16 protein-coding genes and 1 riboswitch are annotated in these 16699 nt (G+C 36.9%); of the genes, 3 read left to right on the plus strand and 13 right to left on the minus strand.

The window, feature by feature from the left end; genetic code table 11:
• The first annotated feature begins 108 nt into the window (after nucleotides 1-108).
• Nucleotides 109-1275: a hydroxymethylglutaryl-CoA synthase gene (locus AB2Q86_RS07545; protein WP_012581332.1), complete on the plus strand. Its 1167-nt coding sequence runs from the start codon at nucleotides 109-111 to the stop codon at nucleotides 1273-1275.
• Between the two features lie 23 nt (nucleotides 1276-1298).
• Here the strand turns inward: AB2Q86_RS07545 and AB2Q86_RS07550 are convergent, their stop codons facing one another.
• The 5 genes from AB2Q86_RS07550 to murB form a co-directional block, all read right to left on the minus strand.
• Nucleotides 1299-1898, minus strand: a complete 600-nt coding sequence (locus AB2Q86_RS07550) for a VanZ family protein (protein ID WP_012581331.1) — start codon at nucleotides 1896-1898, stop codon at nucleotides 1299-1301.
• A 69-nt stretch (nucleotides 1899-1967) separates the two neighbouring features.
• Entirely contained in the window at nucleotides 1968-3212 is a 1245-nt protein-coding gene (locus tag AB2Q86_RS07555; RefSeq protein ID WP_003736597.1) for an MFS transporter, read from the minus strand.
• A gap of 18 nt (nucleotides 3213-3230) precedes the next feature.
• Nucleotides 3231-4499, minus strand: a complete 1269-nt coding sequence (locus tag AB2Q86_RS07560) for an alkaline phosphatase family protein (RefSeq protein ID WP_012581330.1) — start codon at nucleotides 4497-4499, stop codon at nucleotides 3231-3233.
• 65 nt (nucleotides 4500-4564) lie between these two features.
• Nucleotides 4565-5602 (minus strand): AI-2E family transporter, encoded by a 1038-nt coding sequence (locus AB2Q86_RS07565; RefSeq protein WP_012581329.1) that lies wholly within the window; start codon nucleotides 5600-5602, stop codon nucleotides 4565-4567.
• A 16-nt stretch (nucleotides 5603-5618) separates the two neighbouring features.
• Entirely contained in the window at nucleotides 5619-6515 is an 897-nt protein-coding gene (murB, locus tag AB2Q86_RS07570) for a UDP-N-acetylmuramate dehydrogenase (RefSeq protein WP_012581328.1), read from the minus strand.
• A 215-nt stretch (nucleotides 6516-6730) separates the two neighbouring features.
• Between murB and AB2Q86_RS07575 the strand changes: the two genes are divergently transcribed.
• Together AB2Q86_RS07575 and AB2Q86_RS07580 are read left to right on the plus strand one after the other, a co-directional pair.
• Nucleotides 6731-7714: an ABC transporter ATP-binding protein gene (locus tag AB2Q86_RS07575; protein WP_003730343.1), complete on the plus strand. Its 984-nt coding sequence runs from the start codon at nucleotides 6731-6733 to the stop codon at nucleotides 7712-7714.
• Complete coding sequence (locus AB2Q86_RS07580; RefSeq protein WP_012581327.1) at nucleotides 7711-9225, plus strand: ABC transporter permease/substrate-binding protein; 1515 nt, start codon at nucleotides 7711-7713, stop codon at nucleotides 9223-9225. Before AB2Q86_RS07575 ends, AB2Q86_RS07580 begins: the two co-directional genes overlap by 4 nt.
• A 37-nt stretch (nucleotides 9226-9262) precedes the next feature.
• On the opposite strand, the gene AB2Q86_RS07585 is transcribed toward AB2Q86_RS07580, so the two are convergent.
• From AB2Q86_RS07585 to AB2Q86_RS07620, 8 genes are all read right to left on the minus strand, one after another.
• Nucleotides 9263-10093: a hypothetical protein gene (locus AB2Q86_RS07585; protein ID WP_012581326.1), complete on the minus strand. Its 831-nt coding sequence runs from the start codon at nucleotides 10091-10093 to the stop codon at nucleotides 9263-9265.
• A 137-nt stretch (nucleotides 10094-10230) separates the two neighbouring features.
• Nucleotides 10231-11577 carry an Nramp family divalent metal transporter gene (locus AB2Q86_RS07590; protein WP_003721929.1) on the minus strand — a complete coding sequence of 449 codons (1347 nt, stop codon included), beginning with the start codon at nucleotides 11575-11577 and terminating at the stop codon, nucleotides 10231-10233.
• 112 nt (nucleotides 11578-11689) lie between these two features.
• Nucleotides 11690-12361, minus strand: coding sequence for an ABC transporter permease (locus AB2Q86_RS07595; RefSeq protein ID WP_003725369.1), 672 nt, complete (start codon nucleotides 12359-12361; stop codon nucleotides 11690-11692).
• A 14-nt stretch (nucleotides 12362-12375) separates the two neighbouring features.
• Nucleotides 12376-13302, minus strand: a complete 927-nt coding sequence (locus AB2Q86_RS07600; RefSeq protein ID WP_003721931.1) for an osmoprotectant ABC transporter substrate-binding protein — start codon at nucleotides 13300-13302, stop codon at nucleotides 12376-12378.
• A gap of 1 nt (nucleotide 13303) precedes the next feature.
• On the minus strand, nucleotides 13304-13960 hold the full coding sequence (locus tag AB2Q86_RS07605) for an ABC transporter permease (protein WP_003725370.1): 657 nt from the start codon (nucleotides 13958-13960) through the stop codon (nucleotides 13304-13306).
• A gap of 3 nt (nucleotides 13961-13963) precedes the next feature.
• The gene (locus AB2Q86_RS07610; protein WP_003725371.1) at nucleotides 13964-15157 is read right to left on the minus strand and encodes a betaine/proline/choline family ABC transporter ATP-binding protein; all 1194 of its coding nucleotides are present in this window, start codon (nucleotides 15155-15157) and stop codon (nucleotides 13964-13966) included.
• Nucleotides 15158-15449: 292 nt separating this feature from the next.
• Nucleotides 15450-16010, minus strand: a complete 561-nt coding sequence (gene thiT, locus AB2Q86_RS07615; protein ID WP_003730347.1) for an energy-coupled thiamine transporter ThiT — start codon at nucleotides 16008-16010, stop codon at nucleotides 15450-15452.
• A gap of 67 nt (nucleotides 16011-16077) precedes the next feature.
• Nucleotides 16078-16188: riboswitch (TPP riboswitch) on the minus strand.
• Between the two features lie 69 nt (nucleotides 16189-16257).
• Nucleotides 16258-16641, minus strand: a complete 384-nt coding sequence (locus AB2Q86_RS07620; RefSeq protein ID WP_012581325.1) for an MmcQ/YjbR family DNA-binding protein — start codon at nucleotides 16639-16641, stop codon at nucleotides 16258-16260.
• Nucleotides 16642-16699: the final 58 nt, after the last annotated feature.

The following is a 16699-nucleotide window of genomic DNA, read 5'->3' on the forward strand; positions in this document are numbered from 1 at the left end:
AAACTAGCTAAAAACTCACTAGATTAAGCCCAATGTATTGTATTTTATGCATTTTTCTACTAAAATTAAGGTACTTACAAATAAAATATAAAGGACTTGAATGTACATATGAAAATTGGAATTGATAAAATAGGTTTTTATACTCCTGCATTTTATGTTGATATGACAGAACTTGCTGAAGCTAGAAATATTGATCCTAACAAATTTACTATTGGAATTGGCCAAGATAAAATGGCTTTTGCACCAATTACGCAAGATTCAGTAACCATGGGTGCAAACGCAGCTTTACAAATTTTAGATGAAGAAGATTTGAAAAAAATTGATTTAGTTATTTTAGCAACAGAATCAGGAATTGACGAATCAAAAGCTGGTGCGGTTTATATTCACCGTTTATTAGGTATTCAACCCTTCTCCCGTGCTATCGAAATAAAAGAAGCTTGCTACGGAGCTACTGCTGGAATTAATTTAGCGAAAGATTATGTCGCAAAACATCCTGATAGCAAGGTGCTTGTCATCGGATCGGATATTGCTCGTTACGGCCTTGCAACTGGCGGTGAAGCAACGCAAGGCGCAGGAGCTGTGGCAATGGTTATTGCAGCTAATCCGCGCTGTATTACGCTCGAGGACGACAATGTGTTCTATACAGAAGATATCATGGATTTTTGGCGCCCGGTTTACTCCGAATACGCTTGTGTAGAAGGTAAATATTCGACGGAACAATACATCCACTTCTTCCAAACTATTTGGGAAAAGTATTCAGCAAAATTTGGCAAGAATTTAGAAGATTTCGCAGCTATTTGTTTCCATTTACCATATACAAAAATGGGTAAAAAAGCGTTAGATACCATTATTGAAACTGCTCCGAGTGAAGTTCAAGAAAGATTGTTGGAAAATTATCGTCTAAGTACTCTTTATAGCCGTAATGTCGGTAATATTTACACGGGTTCCCTTTATTTAAGCTTTATTTCTCTTTTAGACAATCAAGCAGATTTACAAGCAGAGGATAAAATTGGCTTCTTTAGTTATGGTTCTGGGGCTGTTGGTGAGTTTTTCCACGGTATACTGCAACCTGACTATAAAAAATATATCCGTAAAGACGAACACGCTGAATTATTAGCAAACCGTACGAAACTCACTATTTCGGATTATGAAACGAAATTCAAACAACAATTACCTAAAGATGGTTCGACGTTTGAAGTCGATCCTGCTAGTGACCCAGCAGCTATTGTATTAACTGGAATTCAAGATCACAAACGACAATATATTAAAAAATAATCCAAAAAACCGACTAGGCTAAATCAGCTAGTCGGTTTTACTTTGAGCTCTTTATATTTTCTTGGGGATAAAAAACGAATCACAATGTAGCCAATCATGATGCCACAAACATTCAGGAATACATCTCCAGTGTCAAAGAATCCTACATGTAGCAAGTACTGCGCCCCTTCTACTGCGAATATCAACATTCCAGCTGATAGTAACGCGGTGAAAAATCCTAATTTCTTGAGCAAAAAGCCGATTGGTACAAAGGCTAATACATTTCCTACGATAATGACACGTAAATTGCCTGATAAAAATGTATCAACAAAACCAAAAGTGTCACTTGAAAATCCTTGCGTGTCGGAAGCTTTTCCGAATAATAAACAGAGAAGAATACTGAAATAAATAATGTAGCAAAAAACGAGCAATGCTTTATTTATTTTCCAGTTTACTAATTGTACTGTGACAAAATAGAGTAAAATCGCCGTGATGCCAACCGTAATGTAGCCCATATGACTAACTGTGGCCATTACGTGCTTTAAATAAAAATAAAGCCATCCCTGGAACCAGGAAAAATACATCGTCACTGCAGCAAATATAGAAAGGATTGGTAATATAAGAATTATAAAGTATCTTTTCATCCTGGTGTCCTCCTTTTCAAAGGCTACCTCTAGAATAACATTCGAAAATAAGGACTTTCTTAAAAGGATTTAAAGATTTTCTAAGTTTTTCTCTTTGACGAATAAAAATAAAATACCACCAACGAGGAAAAGTACAATTAAACTAGCCACCCCGTACTGCGTTTTCCCAGTAATTTGTGTGATTACGCCCATGAGAGCTGGCCCCATAATCGCTGAAAATTTCCCAAAAATATTATAAAAACCGTAAAACTCATTTGAACGCTTTTTAGGAATAATTTTCCCGAAGAACGATCTACTTAATGCTTGAATACCACCTTGTGACGTTCCAACTAACATCGCTAAAATCCAAAAATCAAGCGCAGATTTCATGAAAACCGCATAAACACAAATAATAATGTAAACAAAAATAGCTGTGAAAATAAGTGGTTTGGCACTGAAGCGTTTGGCTAAGTACCCGTATAGCAATGTAAATGGAAATGCAACGAGTTGTGTCATTAAAAGAATTAAAATTAATGTTGTTTGAGAAATCCCAAGATCAATCCCGTATGAAGTCGCCATGCGGAAAATCGTATCAACCCCATCTATGTAGAAAAAATAAGCAATTAAAAAGATAACAATATTTTTATGTTCACTAATGTGGCTAATTGTATGAAATAGCCGTTTAAAACTTGTTCTAACTGGGCTTTTCACTGCTGGAATATAATGGATTTGATGCACGTTTTTCCACATAGGAATCGTGAAAAAAAGCCACCAAAGCGCCGTCATCACAAAACCAATATTGACGAGTGCCACATCACTGATTGGCAAGATACCTGTCGCTTGGAAAATAATAAAGATAATAAAAGGAATACAACTTCCTAAATAACCATACGCATATCCGGCAGATGAAACTTTATCCATCCGGTCGTTCGTTGTTACATCAATTAAAAACGCATCATAAAAAATATTGGCGCCAGAAAAACCAATTAAAGAGAGCACATAAAACCCTAGTAATAATAGCCAGGCATCCGTAGGTATAAAAATTAATAAGAAAGTAAAACTAATCCCTATGGCCGTAAAAATACCGAAAAATCGCTTTTTGAAAAATTGATAATCCGCAATTGTTCCGAGTATTGGGGCAAGTAATGAAATAAGCAACGTCCCAATCGAGTTCGCATATCCCCAGTACGCGGTCGATGTCGTGTCAGCAATTCCAGCATTGGCTGCTACCCCTTTAAAATAAATTGGTAAAATCGCGGTTGTAATCATAATCGAGTAGGCAGAATTTGCCCAATCTTGAAAAATCCAACTTTTCTCCTCTTTTGTATATGCCAAGTGTGTTTCTCCCCTTTTCTATTCGAATAGCGCTTCTATGACAGAGCCGGCAGTATTTGGAAATTGTAAGCCTAAAATGTGGGCAAATGTGGGCGCTTCGTCAACTAAGTGAGCATTGCTGATTTTGTCTCCTTTTTTAATACCAGGTCCGTTAAAGACAATGGTCGTTTTATAATCTGGTTTGTTAGGTGAATAACCATGAACAGCCTTATAGTAACCCGGTTTCCCAAGCATTTCATCAGTCACTTCTTCATAAATCGGACCGTATAGATCATCCATAAAATAGTAACCAGCCTTCCCTTCAACCATAAATGTAGCATTAGGATCAGCACCACGACGCGCTATTTCTTCTGTTTGAAAAATCTCTTCTATTTCATTCATGTTTTGAAGTAAATGCTGGATTTCTTGGTTATATTGATCGTTTTTTGTATAAATATAGCAAGAACCATCACAGCTTTTAGCATAGACATCCCATTCCGTAATCTTATCATCCACCACTGTTACCCATCCTTGTTCGGCAAAAAGTACATTTAGACGAATAGCATGTGTGACATCGATTTGATAATGATCACCTAGAATAGCAAAAACCGTATTTTCATAAATACCAGCTTCTTTTGTTGCTTGTATTATAGCAGCTAAACGGTCATCGTGTCGTTTTAAAGCAGCTTTTGCCTCTATGGAATTTACTCCGTGCGCATGTCGCATACTATCCATATCAACTAAATGCGTTAAAAGTAATCGTGGTTTTTTCGTTTTAATCGTATCAACGACGCTTGCAGTTAAAAATATATCGAGGTCTGGTTGGTTTATTCCTTTTCGCAAATGACCAAACTTTCGGTCCATATCTATTAAAAATAACGGGGAACTAGCATGTAGTGAGACCATCATTTGCGTTAACCAGAAGCGATTCGGAAAAATTTCGGCAATATTATAATCAATTCCACTTTTTGCTGCGACCGGCCATAAAAAAGCAGCTGTCGTCAAACCTCGCTCCTTTGCTAAATCATAAAGCGTCGGTACTTGAATCGCTTTTTTATACCAATACCAATCAGGAGAATCTTTTTCAGGTTGAATTTTCGTATTGTTAACAATTCCATGAGTTGCGGGATAATGCCCAGTAATAATACTTGTGTGCGCGGGATAAGTAAGTGATGGATAAATCGTTTCTACTTCTTGAATATGAGTCCCTGTCTCAATTAACTCCCTTAAAACTGGTAACTCCTTCGTATCTTTTAAATCAAGTGCGCCGAGTGCATCTAATGAAATCACAAAAAGATGTTTTTCCATTATTTTCTCCCCCCTTCAAAAAAAACAGGGATTTTCCAGCAAATCTGGAAGAACCCCCGTGTGAATTACGTATGACTGATTGTGTCTTTTGGCTGTTCGATTTCTTCTTGATTCGTAACGCCGAGCACATCTAAGAAGAACATCACAACTGGAATACCAACGATTAATCCCCAAATCCCGAAGAAATGCTCTCCGAAAATAAGAATAATGAAAGTATAAAAGACTGGTAAATTTGTTTTCGCTGACATAAGTTTTGGATTAAGAACATAAGATTCGAGTGCATGGATAATGATAACAACGACTAAAATGTAGAAAATATATTCCACGCCGCCGATAGAGTAACCAATGATAGTTAGTGGGACAAGAGAAATAATCACCCCTGCAACCGGAATTAAACCAAGCAAGAACACCATAATGGATAAAGTCATCAATTGCGGGAATCCTAAAATCCAAAGTGCTATCGTTGTTAAAATGGCATTCACAAGCGCAATGATAAATTGTGCTTCAATAACTTTACCAAAAGTAGCAACAAATTTAGAGCCAAAGAATTTTACTTCCTCATAGATAAATCCAATTTTACTAGTAGAAAATTGATTCGTGAATGAGACTAAATGTTCTTTTCCAAGGGAGAAAAACAGACTCAACATTAATGCGATAAAGACGTTCATTAAGACAGTTCCCACATTAGTCAAGTAAGTTAAGATCATCGAAACCCCTTGTTCCGTGTATTTCATAATATCAAATTGATTTGCTAAACTAACAATGTAGTTAATGAAGTCATTATTGCTATCTGTTGTTAAGAAAGTATTTCCGAATTTTACCAATTGATTTATTTGATCTGCTAAGACCGGAATATACTTAACAAATACGAAGATAATAACTACAGCAATTAAGGCGTAAAGCAACAAGACAATAATTTGCCGATAAATGGAGATTCTTCGTAAAATAAAATTTTCTAGACGTGTAATAAGGTAAGAAAAAATGAATGTTAATAAAATTATATTCATTTGACTTCTTAATAAGTATAAAACGAAGGCAATTAATATAAATACGCCAACTCTTCGCACACTGCGATTTTGTAAAAATGAACTAAGCTCTTTCAAAAATGGATGCCCTCCTCTATTTATCTTCGCCTATGATTTTAACTTCTGTTTCTAATTCTACATCAAATTTCTCGCGTACCGTTTTTTGGACGTAAGCAATTAAATTCATGTAATCAGTAGCAGTCGCCCCACCGATATTAACGATAAACCCAGCATGTTTTAAGGAAACTTGTGCTCCGCCAATAATATGCCCTTGTAAGCCACTATCTTGAATTAATTTACCTGCAAAGTGACCAGGTGGGCGTTTGAAAACACTACCACAAGATGGATATTCTAATGGCTGTTTGGCTTCACGTGCGGCGGTAAGTTCGTCCATTTTTGCTTGAATTAGGTTTTTTTCTTCTAATGCTAAAGAAAAAGTGGCGTCTAACACGATGTAATTTTTCTCTGCAATAGTACTAAAACGGTACGCAGCTTTTAGTTCGGAACGTTTTAGTTTCTTTAATTCGCCTGTTTGCGTCAGTACGGTTGCAGCTTCTAAAACATCACTAATTTCGCCTCCGTATGCTCCTGCATTCATATGTAATGCTCCGCCAATCGATCCAGGAATACCGCAAGCAAATTCAAGTCCACTTAAGCTTTCATCTAAAGCGAATTTTGCTGTATCAATGAGTTTGGCACCACTCATGGCGATAATTTGGGTATTGTTTCTTTCAATGGTTTGTAGTAAATCAAGATGTAAAATAACGCCGCGAATTCCGCCGTCTTTAATGATTAGATTGGAACCATTTCCCAGAATAGTAAGCGGAATTTTATTTTGATGACAGTACGCTACCACTTCTTGCGCCTCTTCTATTGTTTTCGGCATAACGAATACGTCTGCCTCGCCGCCTGTTTTTGTATAAGTATATTTAGATAACGGTTCATTTAATTTAATCGCTATATGTGGAAACTGTGTTTGTAAGTTATTCATTATTTATTTCAAACCTTTCATGGTTGTAGTTTAAAAATCACTTCCTTTATTTTATCATGGAACGCCTCTTTTACAAAGAATTCCATAGTTTTTTTCTTAAAATAGGAATATTTATGGATGATTTAGGGTAATTGGATGATATGTTCTTGAGTATTAAAAGCGAAAATGGTATGATATAGAACATACATTCGATTAAAAAGGAAAGGGATGAAAAAATGATTCGTTTTGATAATGTATCCAAAAAATACAGTGATGATAAAACGGCAGTAAACAATGTAACTTTGGACATAAAAGACGGCGAGTTCTTTGTTTTCATCGGACCGAGTGGTTGCGGGAAAACAACAACGCTAAAAATGATTAATCGCTTGATTCCACTGACAACTGGAACCATTTATATTAATGAAAAGCGAATTAGTGATTATGATATTCATGAACTTCGCTGGGATATCGGCTATGTTTTACAACAAATTGCGCTCTTTCCTCATATGACTATTGAAGAAAATATCGCTATCGTTCCGGAATTAAAGAAATGGAGCAAGGAAAAAATCCATGACCGGATTACGGAATTATTAGACAGTGTTGGTTTAGATCCTGAAAGTTACCGTCACCGTAAGCCAGCTGAACTTTCCGGCGGAGAACAACAACGTGTCGGCGTTGTTCGGGCCCTTGCAGCAGATCCAGGAATTATTCTGATGGATGAACCTTTTAGTGCGCTTGATCCGATTTCTCGCCAACGTTTGCAACAAGATATTTCCGCACTTCAAAAGAAAATCAAGAAAACGATCGTATTTGTTACCCATGATATGCAAGAAGCTTTAGCGCTTGGTGACAGAATTTGTGTGATGCAAGGTGGCGAAATTGTCCAAGTAGCAACACCGCAAGAAATTATGAAAAATCCAGAAAATGATTTTGTTAAAGATTTCTTAGCATCTGGACATGCTTTCAATACGCCAATTTTAGAGGCTAGCTTTACAGTGAATGATTTAATTGAAGCAGACCTGTTTTATGCGTATCAAACTAGTGATGGAACTCTTGGGATTTCAGCTAAGGAGCCTGTCGAAAACCTTGTTCGTCGAATCGCGGAAGAGCAATCGATTCCTGTCACGGACGAAGCAGGCAACTTTATAGGTACAGTTTCCAATAAACATGTGATGCAATTCTTAGCGCGGCATCTGGAAAGTACAGGTGAGCTTGTATGAATACACTTTTAGATACATTTGCTGTCCGTAAAGATGAACTTTTCACTGCCTTAGTGCAACATATTCAAATTTCTTTTGTATCCCTTTTTATTGCGGTTCTTATCGCTTTACCACTTGGGATTTATTTAACTAGGCATAAGCGACTCGCTGAACCTATTATTCAAGTAGCAGCTATTTTTCAAACGATTCCTTCACTTGCCCTACTTGGTTTATTAATTCCGCTTGTCGGTATTGGGATAGTTCCAGCGATTATCGCGCTTGTTATCTATGCCCTTTTACCAATTTTGAGGAATACATATACTGGGATAAAAGAAGTCGACCCAGCCCTTGTTGAAGCTTCACGCGCAATGGGAATGAACAAATGGAAGAGATTATACAAAGTACAGCTCCCTCTTGCTATGCCAGTTATTATGGCGGGGATTCGCACAGCGATGGTATTAATCATCGGTACAGCGACACTTGCTGCTTTAATTGGTGCGGGTGGACTTGGGGACTTGATTTTACTCGGGATTGATCGCAACGATAATAGTTTAATCTTACTTGGTGCTATTCCAGCTGCATTACTCGCGATCTTATTTGATTTTCTACTTCGATTCCTTGAAAAAGCATCCTTTAAAAGCACGATTATTACGATTTCAGCTGGAATTCTGTTAACTGCCGCGATTATCGTTGTTCCCTATTTTGCGTCCGATAAAAAGGAAATTACTATTGCGGGTAAATTAGGCGCAGAACCAGAAATTTTAATTAATATGTACAAATTAGTTATTGAAGATGAAACGGATTTAAAAGTTAATGTGAAGCCAAATATGGGGAAAACAAGCTTCGTATTTAACGCCCTAAAATCAGGTGATATTGATATTTATCCTGAATTCACAGGCACAGTGCTAGAAACCTTCTTAAAAGAAAATGCTAAAACACATGACCCAGAAGAAGTGTATACGCAAGCACGCGATGGCTTGGCGAAAGATTTTGATATGACTTACTTAAAACCAATGAAATACAATAACACATATGCACTTGCGGTTTCGCCTGAATTCGCTAAAGAAAACAATTTAGAAAAAATATCTGATCTTGGTCCAGTATCTGACCAAGTAAAAGCTGGATTCACACTGGAGTTTAAAGACCGTTCAGATGGTTATAAAGGCATTCAAGATAAATACGGACTCACATTCTCTAACTTGAAAACAATGGAGCCGAAATTACGCTACAATGCCATTAAATCTGGAGACATCAATTTACTAGACGCCTATTCAACTGATAGCGAGCTTGCACAGTATAAATTAAAAGTGCTGGAAGATGATGAACAACTCTTCCCTCCTTACCAAGGCGCACCACTTATGCTGACAAAAACGCTAGATAAATACCCAGAACTGAAAAAACCATTAAATAAACTTGCTGGAAAAATTACAGACGATGAAATGCGCAAAATGAACTACGAAGTGAACGTAAATGGTAAATCGGCATATACAGTTGCGAAAGAATATTTACAAGATCAAGGTATTATTAAATAAAAAAAGTGAAGTGGTTTTTACGCCACTTCACTTTTTTTTATTGTCTAATTAAGTTTTTAACTTTATTAATGTTTGGCTTATAGAAACGACAATGTGTTTCAAATTCTTTATTAAACTCAGCAGCTCGTTGGGTTAAGGATTGATCGTGATCAAGCATTAGACCTTCTTCGAGTAATGGTCTAAGTGAAATGATCTGATCAAAAACAAGACCGGCATTCGTGTCACTAAGAACAGAAACCATTTTTCCGAGTGCTTTTTGTTTATCTGTAGGTAATTCTTTTTGGTGAAGGTGGAACCATTTTGCTAGTTGTTTACGGTTCTTGCGGGTTGCTTCTAAATAAATACTTTGTGCATAAGCAGCTTTTGCAAATGCAATCGATAAATTTTCAGCAGATTCCCAGTCTTCTTCCAAAATTTCGCCTTGCATTTTGATTTTTTGGTTGAGTAAAGTAATATCTTCTTGATAAACGTCCATTTTATGCTGTTGTTGTTTGTATACTTCCATCGCTAAATTAAGTTCATCAATAGTTGGCTGCATTTTTTCACCAAAAATAGTATTATCATTTAAAATTAATTGTGTTTGCTCTATTTTTTCGGCAATGATGCTATCGCGTTCTTTGATTACGTGCGCGCGTTTGCCCAAGTATTCAAAATAGAAATTATACTTTTGAATGCGATTAACTACCGCTTCTGCTTCTTTTACGGTTGCTGGTTCTTCTTGTGAATTTAGTACTGTCACACCAGCTACCTTGCTTAATTTAGTATAAATAATAATTGTGAAAACTTCTCCGTCCAAATTGATAGTGTACGGTAGTTTATGTTGCTGTTCTAAAAGCCTTTTATGTTGTTTTAATAGTTTATCCGTCATTGTTATCAACACCTTTACTACGCCATTAGTATTATATAATTCAATTATATAGTATAAAGATGAAAATTTCGAGGGAAAGAAATGAGAAAATTATTTTTAATTATTTACATAATATAATTATTGTCTTCTTCCCTATTTTATAATGACGTTAAAGTATAAAATAGCAAGTAGATATTTAAGACTGCGATGAAAATAGCAACAGCCCACGAAATGATTTTTAACCATGTTGGATTGACGAATTCGCCCATCTTTTGCTTGTCACTTGTGAACATAACTAATGGAATAACAGCGAACGATAATTGCATTGATAGAATAACTTGGCTAAAAATGAGTAGTTCGTTGATACCATTTGCCCCGTAAAGTGCAGTGATAATAACAGCTGGAACGATTGCTAGTACACGTGTTAACAAACGGCGCACTACTGGTTTTAAACGGATATTAAGGAAACCTTCCATGACGATTTGACCAGCTAATGTACCCGTCAAAGTGGAATTTTGTCCTGATGCAAGTAAAGCTACTGCAAAGACCGTGCTGGCGATACTACTTCCAAGTGTTGGATTAAGTAATTTGTAAGCATCCTCAATACCAGCGACATTATGCTGACCGGTCGTATAAAAAGCGGCAGCAGCCAAAATTAAAATCGATGCATTGATTAATAATGCAATCGTTAAAGAAAAAGTGGAATCGATAAATGAAAAACGAATCGCTTCTTTCTTCCCTTCTTTTGTTCGAGCGTATTGTCTGGTTTGAACAATAGATGAATGCAAATATAAATTATGTGGCATCACTGTTGCCCCAAGAATACCAAGTGCAATATAAAGCATCGCTGGATTAGTAACAATTTCTGATTGTGGAATAAATCCTTTGGCAATTGCTTGCATGTCTGGATGTGACATCACCATTTCCGCTCCAAAACATACAAGAATCGTAACCATTAATGTAATGACAATAACTTCTATGTAGCGGAAACCTTTGTGCTGTAAAAATAGTACAAGAAAAATATCTAATGCAGTAATACAAACGCCCCAAATTAATGGAATCCCAAATAGTAAATTAAGCGCAATGGCACTCCCGATGACTTCTGCAATATCTGTTGCTATAATCGCTAATTCAGCTAGAATCCAAAGAACGAATCCAAATGGTTTAGAAAAGTGATCACTTGAAGCTTGGGCTAAATCACGACCAGTGACAATACCTAGTTTGGATGCAAGTGATTGTAATAAAACGGCTAAAATATTAGAAATTAAAATAACGGATAATAACGTGTAACCAAACTCTGACCCACCGGCAATAGAAGTTGCCCAGTTCCCTGGATCGACATATCCGACCGCAATGAGTGCACCTGGCCCCATAAAGGCAAATAATTTACGGAAAAATTTTGCGTTTTTAGGAATAGCTACGGAATTATTTACTTCGCTTAAGCTGGGAGCATTCTGTGCTTTTCTCCAGCTTTGTTTTGTACGTTCTGTTTTATCCTTTTTCATGCTCCCTGACCTTCTTTCGTTTATGATAAAAAGTTTACTACGGGAAACATTCTTTGTCAAACGAAAAACACAACCGTTTTATGGAAATGATAGGTTGTGTTTTCGCATATTTTTATAAGGCTTCGGTTAGTGATTTTCTTTTGTTTTTAACTGGGTTTAGTGTGCGTTCGACCCAACCGAGAAGTACATCGGCTAATATGGCCATAACTGCGGTTGGGATAGCACCAGCTAAAATGATAGCAGTACCATTTGTTGCATTTGTTCCGCGTACAATAATATCACCGAGGCCTCCTGCTCCAACGAATGTCCCAATTGCGGCTACACCAATAGCGATAACAAGTGCATTTCGAATACCTGCCATGATAACAGATAATGCGAGTGGCATTTCGATGAGGCGCAGTACTTGCCATTTTGTCATCCCCATCGCCTTACCAGATTCTAAAAGCGCTCCATCCACGTTTCTAATGCCCGTATAGGTGTTTTTTAGAATGGGTAGTAAAGAATATAGGAATAAGGATAAGACGACTGTATTCGTCCCTAAGCCCATGATAAGCATAAGTACGGCTAACATTGCTAGTGCCGGAATTGTTTGGATGATATTAGCGATTTGGATAACCCAACCAGCTAAGCGTTTTTTTCTTGCAATATATACTCCGAGCGGTATCGCTATGATTGCTGCGAAGATAACTCCGTAAGCACTCATCAAGAAATGCCGCCAGAACTCTTCCATGACATAACTTCCATTTGTTTGGTAATAATCAATTAATTGTTTTAATGTGTCCATCTTTTGGCACCTCCTTAGTTTTTACCTTCAAAGTAATTATTTTTTTGCAAGAATTCTTGCGCTACGATGGATGGTTCTTTTAATTTGCCATCTGCTTCATAATTAAGTTTTTGCATCTCTTCTGTCGAAATTTTACCTTTTAATTTATTGATTGTCGTTTTTAATTCTGGATGTTTCTTTAAAATTTCGTCTGTTGCTAATGCGGATGCGTCATATGGTGGGAAGAATTTCTTATCATCTTTTAATAGTTTTAAATTGTAAGTTGGGATACGGCCGTCTGTTGAATAACCAAGCGCCACATCCATTTGATTGTTTTTAAGTGCTGTGTAGATTAAGCCAATTTGCATTGGGAAAATTTTCTTGAATTCGATATCATAGGCTTTTGAAAATGCTTTATAGCCATCACCTTCACGTTCCATCCAAGAATTATCGACACCAGCAGTGAGCTCATTTTCTACTTTTCGCATATCACTTACGGTGTTTAAATTGTATTTTTTCGCAGTGTCTTGGCGTACCATAAATACATACGTATTCGCAAAGCCGTAAGAATCAAACCAGGTTTGGTGGAAACGTTCTTCAAAACCTTTCTTAACAGCTGCTAAAGCTTTTTCTGGATCTTTAATTGCTTCTTCACCAAGTGGGCCAACTAAATCTGTACCGGTATATCTTGTTGCAGTAATATCTACATCCCCATTTAACATCGCTTGGTGCTGAACGATAGTTGATCCAAGGTTGTTGACGATTTCTACTTTTAAGCCAGTATCATGTTCAATTAATTCTTTTAAAATATTCGAAACGATTTGAGATTCAGTTGTTGCCATTGCACCGATGCGAATAGTATCTTTGGAACTGCCTCCAAGTCCTGGTAAAGAGCAGCTAGATAAGAAAAGAGAACTAGTTAGTAGTAATACGCTGAATAACGCGATAAATTTTTTCTTCATGTCATTCTCCCCCTTCCCGAGCTTCGCGGATGGCTTTTGGAGTTAGACGATATTCTAATTTTCCAAGCGCGAATTCTACTACAAGGGCTAAAATGGTAACAGGAATTGCCCCACCAAGAATTAAATCTGGGCGGTATAAGTTTAAACCATTAAAAATAAAGTCTCCTAGTCCACCTGCTCCAATGTACGAAGCAAGCGTTGCCCAAGCGATAACATATACTGCAGATAAACGAATACCAGCCATAATAACGGAGATGGAGTTAGGAATTTCGACATTAATAATTAGTTGCCAATTCGTCATCCCCATACCTCGACCAGATTCGATTAAATTTTTGTCGACTCCTCGAACACCAATAAACGTGTTTCGTAAAATTGGTAAAAGTGCGTAAATAAATAACGCAATAATCGCTGGTAAAGTACCAACACCAAGAAACGGAATAATAAACGCCAAAATGGCAAGAGAAGGAACGGTTTGTAAAACACTAACAACACCAATTACAAAATTGGCTACTTTTGGTGAGCGTGTAAGTAAAATCCCAGTTGGTACTGCAACCGCAATACCTAAAATAACAGCAGATAGGGAGATAAATAAATGTTGCCATGTTTGAACGAGCAAGTTATGGCCGTTTTCTTGAAAAAATGTAACAATTGCGTCCATAGCTTATCCCTCCTGCTTCATTTCTGGTTCTGTCGTTTTGGAATCCGCCTGTTCCTCCTGATTTTCTGTCGCATCTTCTACCGTACCCCAAATGGAGTCATACACGATATCTACTAAGCTGGCACGAGTAACAATTCCGACAAGTCGTTTATCTTTATCCACTACAGGAATATATTTATAGCCGCGTTTTAGAATCCGTTGTACTGTATCGCGAAGCAAGGTATCTTCATACACATAAAAGACATTTTTCTCGATGATATCCATGACAGAAGTTGCCGTACGACGATTTAAATCAATTTGCTCTACATCGATAAAGCCTTTTAAAACATTTCCTTCATCTACTACAAGTAACGTATCTACTCGTTTTTCTTTCATGACAGTAATCGCGGCTTGAAGCGATTTATCTGCTGTAATCGAAACCGGATTCGTATTCATAATTTGAGCTACTTGTGTAACATCAGGTTTTGCCTCAATTAGGCGGTCTTTACCAATGAAATCTTCTACAAATGAATTTGCTGGATTACGTAAAATTTCATCTGGTGTATCAAACTGAACGATTTCGCCAGCTTTCATAATAACGATGCGGTCTGCCAGTTTAATTGCTTCATCCATATCGTGGGTAACGAAAATAATCGTTTTGCCAAGTTCTTTTTGTAAATTTTTAAATTCTTCTTGAAGTGAATCACGAGTAATTGGATCCAGTGCTCCAAAAGGTTCATCCATCAGAATTAAGTTTTGCTCTGCTGCAAGCGCTCTTAAAACACCGATACGTTGCTGCTGTCCACCACTTAATTCGTAAGGGTAACGGTCCAAAAACTCTTCTGGTAAATCTACTAATTTAATTAATTCTTTTGCCCGTTCTTGTTTTTTCTCTTCGGACCATTTAAGTAATTTTGGTACAAGGACGATATTTTCACGAATCGTCATATGTGGCATCAAGCCAATTTGCTGAATAACATAACCAATAGAACGTCTTAGTTTGACGGGATCTTCCGCCATGATGTCTTTATCATTAATAAATATTTTTCCTTCTGTAGGTTCAATAAGCCGGTTAATCATCTTCATTGTTGTCGTTTTCCCACAACCACTTGGACCGATAAAACAAACAAATTCTCCTTTATCGATGTTAAGTGTTAGATCGTTAACCGCTTTTTTGCCCCCTTTATAAGTCTTCGTTACGTGTTCAAATTTTAACACGCTTATACACCTCCATTTTTTCTTTACCAATACCAAAAAAATTGGCAATCGATAACTAATTTCCCTAACTAGTATAGATTTAAACTTTTTAAATACAAAAAAACAGCTTAAAGACAGTGTTACATTCAAACGGAAGTTACTAAACAAGATGATTTCGTACTTGTGGCACGTGTGACATCGATGCTAAACTTGTAATCGTGAAAATGAGCATTGTAATAAGCTGCAATATAGTATTTATTTAATTATAACACACTTAAAAAGGCCCAAAAGCAATTGCTTCTGGACCTTTTAGTTATTTTGGTAAGAATAATTTTGGCGTTGTTTTGAGTAGTATCGAGATGACTATGCCACAAACGACGACGGTACCAAGGCAACTAGCTCCGTTCATGACTGCTGAAAATAGCTGTGCTCCCCATCCTTGAAAAGCATAAGCACCCCAAAATAAAACACCAGCTACATAATGCCAGAAATATCTAGCCACACCACCAATAATCATGGTTCCCCACGCCCACTCGATGGCTTTTTTGAGTTGATTAGCAGCTAAATTACTTCGAACTTGCTTGCTAAAGACACCGCTGAATGCAATAAAACTGAATGCCAGGATATATTCAATAATTGCCTGAGATGGCATTAAAATATATGCTTTCCCTGTTAAAAAATGTAGTAACCCCCATAAAAGCCCAGCAAATCCAGCTGCCCAAAAACCTCGACGGATTGCGATGACATACATTGGAATCATGCCAAGCGAAATGGAAAAACTGGAACCAATGTCTAGCGGAATGAAACTTAATACCATCGCCACTGCAGCAAAGATAGCACACTCAAGTAAAATGATTAATCGTTTGTTTTGCATAAAAAATAAACTCCCCTCTTCTTTTTGGTCAAAAACGTACCCCAGAAGAAAGCAGTTTCTATTGTTAGAAATGCAATCGCCACAATCCCTACGCTCGTATTAACGAACAGGTTCAAAGGGTCAGAATCCAAAAACACGTGGACTCAATCTCAGCTAAGAAGCCCCCCCTGTGGTAACGTCTATGAAATTATCGTACAACAATTATTATAGCATGCACTTCTTTTTTGTAAAGAATTATTTATTTTCTTTAATCATTTGCAGAAAATCTCACAGTGTTTTGTGCTTTCTTCGGAAGTTTGTCAAAGATCAGCTGATAACTATTTTGAATTAAAGCAAATTCTGTTTCCGCTTCTACATCATATTTTTCATTGATCACGAGAGTAATCCAGTGCTGTTTATTTAAGTGATAGCCAGGTTTTATACCGCTATATTCATCGCGCAGCAAATCAATTCTTTCAGGCTGACATTTAACGCTAACATATAAATCTCCGTGATACATATGTATGAGCGCAAAAATCTTCCCACCAACTGTTAAAGCGTGCGTTTTTTTATCAAATGGAAATGTTTCTTTGGCAGCTTGCAAAGTCAGACAAAGCGCGACTTTTTCTTGTAAAATTTGTTCGTAATTCATCCGGCTCTCCTCCTTATTTTGATATTATAACATTTATTTATGTGTGTATGCTTTCTTT

It is taken from the genome of Listeria monocytogenes, assembly GCF_041765605.1.
Taxonomy (GTDB): domain Bacteria; phylum Bacillota; class Bacilli; order Lactobacillales; family Listeriaceae; genus Listeria; species Listeria monocytogenes_D.

What these genes read in the sequence shown, in the direction of transcription:
- AB2Q86_RS07560 (WP_012581330.1), bottom strand. Translation starts at nt 4,499, where the DNA reads ATGGAAAAACATCTTTTTGTGATTTCATTAGATGCACTCGGCGCACTT.
- AB2Q86_RS07545 (WP_012581332.1), top strand. Translation starts at nt 109, where the DNA reads ATGAAAATTGGAATTGATAAAATAGGTTTTTATACTCCTGCATTTTAT.
- murB (WP_012581328.1), bottom strand. Translation starts at nt 6,515, where the DNA reads ATGAATAACTTACAAACACAGTTTCCACATATAGCGATTAAATTAAAT.
- AB2Q86_RS07550 (WP_012581331.1), bottom strand. Translation starts at nt 1,898, where the DNA reads ATGAAAAGATACTTTATAATTCTTATATTACCAATCCTTTCTATATTT.
- AB2Q86_RS07605 (WP_003725370.1), bottom strand. Translation starts at nt 13,960, where the DNA reads ATGGACGCAATTGTTACATTTTTTCAAGAAAACGGCCATAACTTGCTC.
- AB2Q86_RS07585 (WP_012581326.1), bottom strand. Translation starts at nt 10,093, where the DNA reads ATGACGGATAAACTATTAAAACAACATAAAAGGCTTTTAGAACAGCAA.
- AB2Q86_RS07600 (WP_003721931.1), bottom strand. Translation starts at nt 13,302, where the DNA reads ATGAAGAAAAAATTTATCGCGTTATTCAGCGTATTACTACTAACTAGT.
- AB2Q86_RS07575 (WP_003730343.1), top strand. Translation starts at nt 6,731, where the DNA reads ATGATTCGTTTTGATAATGTATCCAAAAAATACAGTGATGATAAAACG.
- AB2Q86_RS07595 (WP_003725369.1), bottom strand. Translation starts at nt 12,361, where the DNA reads ATGGACACATTAAAACAATTAATTGATTATTACCAAACAAATGGAAGT.
- AB2Q86_RS07590 (WP_003721929.1), bottom strand. Translation starts at nt 11,577, where the DNA reads ATGAAAAAGGATAAAACAGAACGTACAAAACAAAGCTGGAGAAAAGCA.
- AB2Q86_RS07580 (WP_012581327.1), top strand. Translation starts at nt 7,711, where the DNA reads ATGAATACACTTTTAGATACATTTGCTGTCCGTAAAGATGAACTTTTC.
- thiT (WP_003730347.1), bottom strand. Translation starts at nt 16,010, where the DNA reads ATGCAAAACAAACGATTAATCATTTTACTTGAGTGTGCTATCTTTGCT.
- AB2Q86_RS07620 (WP_012581325.1), bottom strand. Translation starts at nt 16,641, where the DNA reads ATGAATTACGAACAAATTTTACAAGAAAAAGTCGCGCTTTGTCTGACT.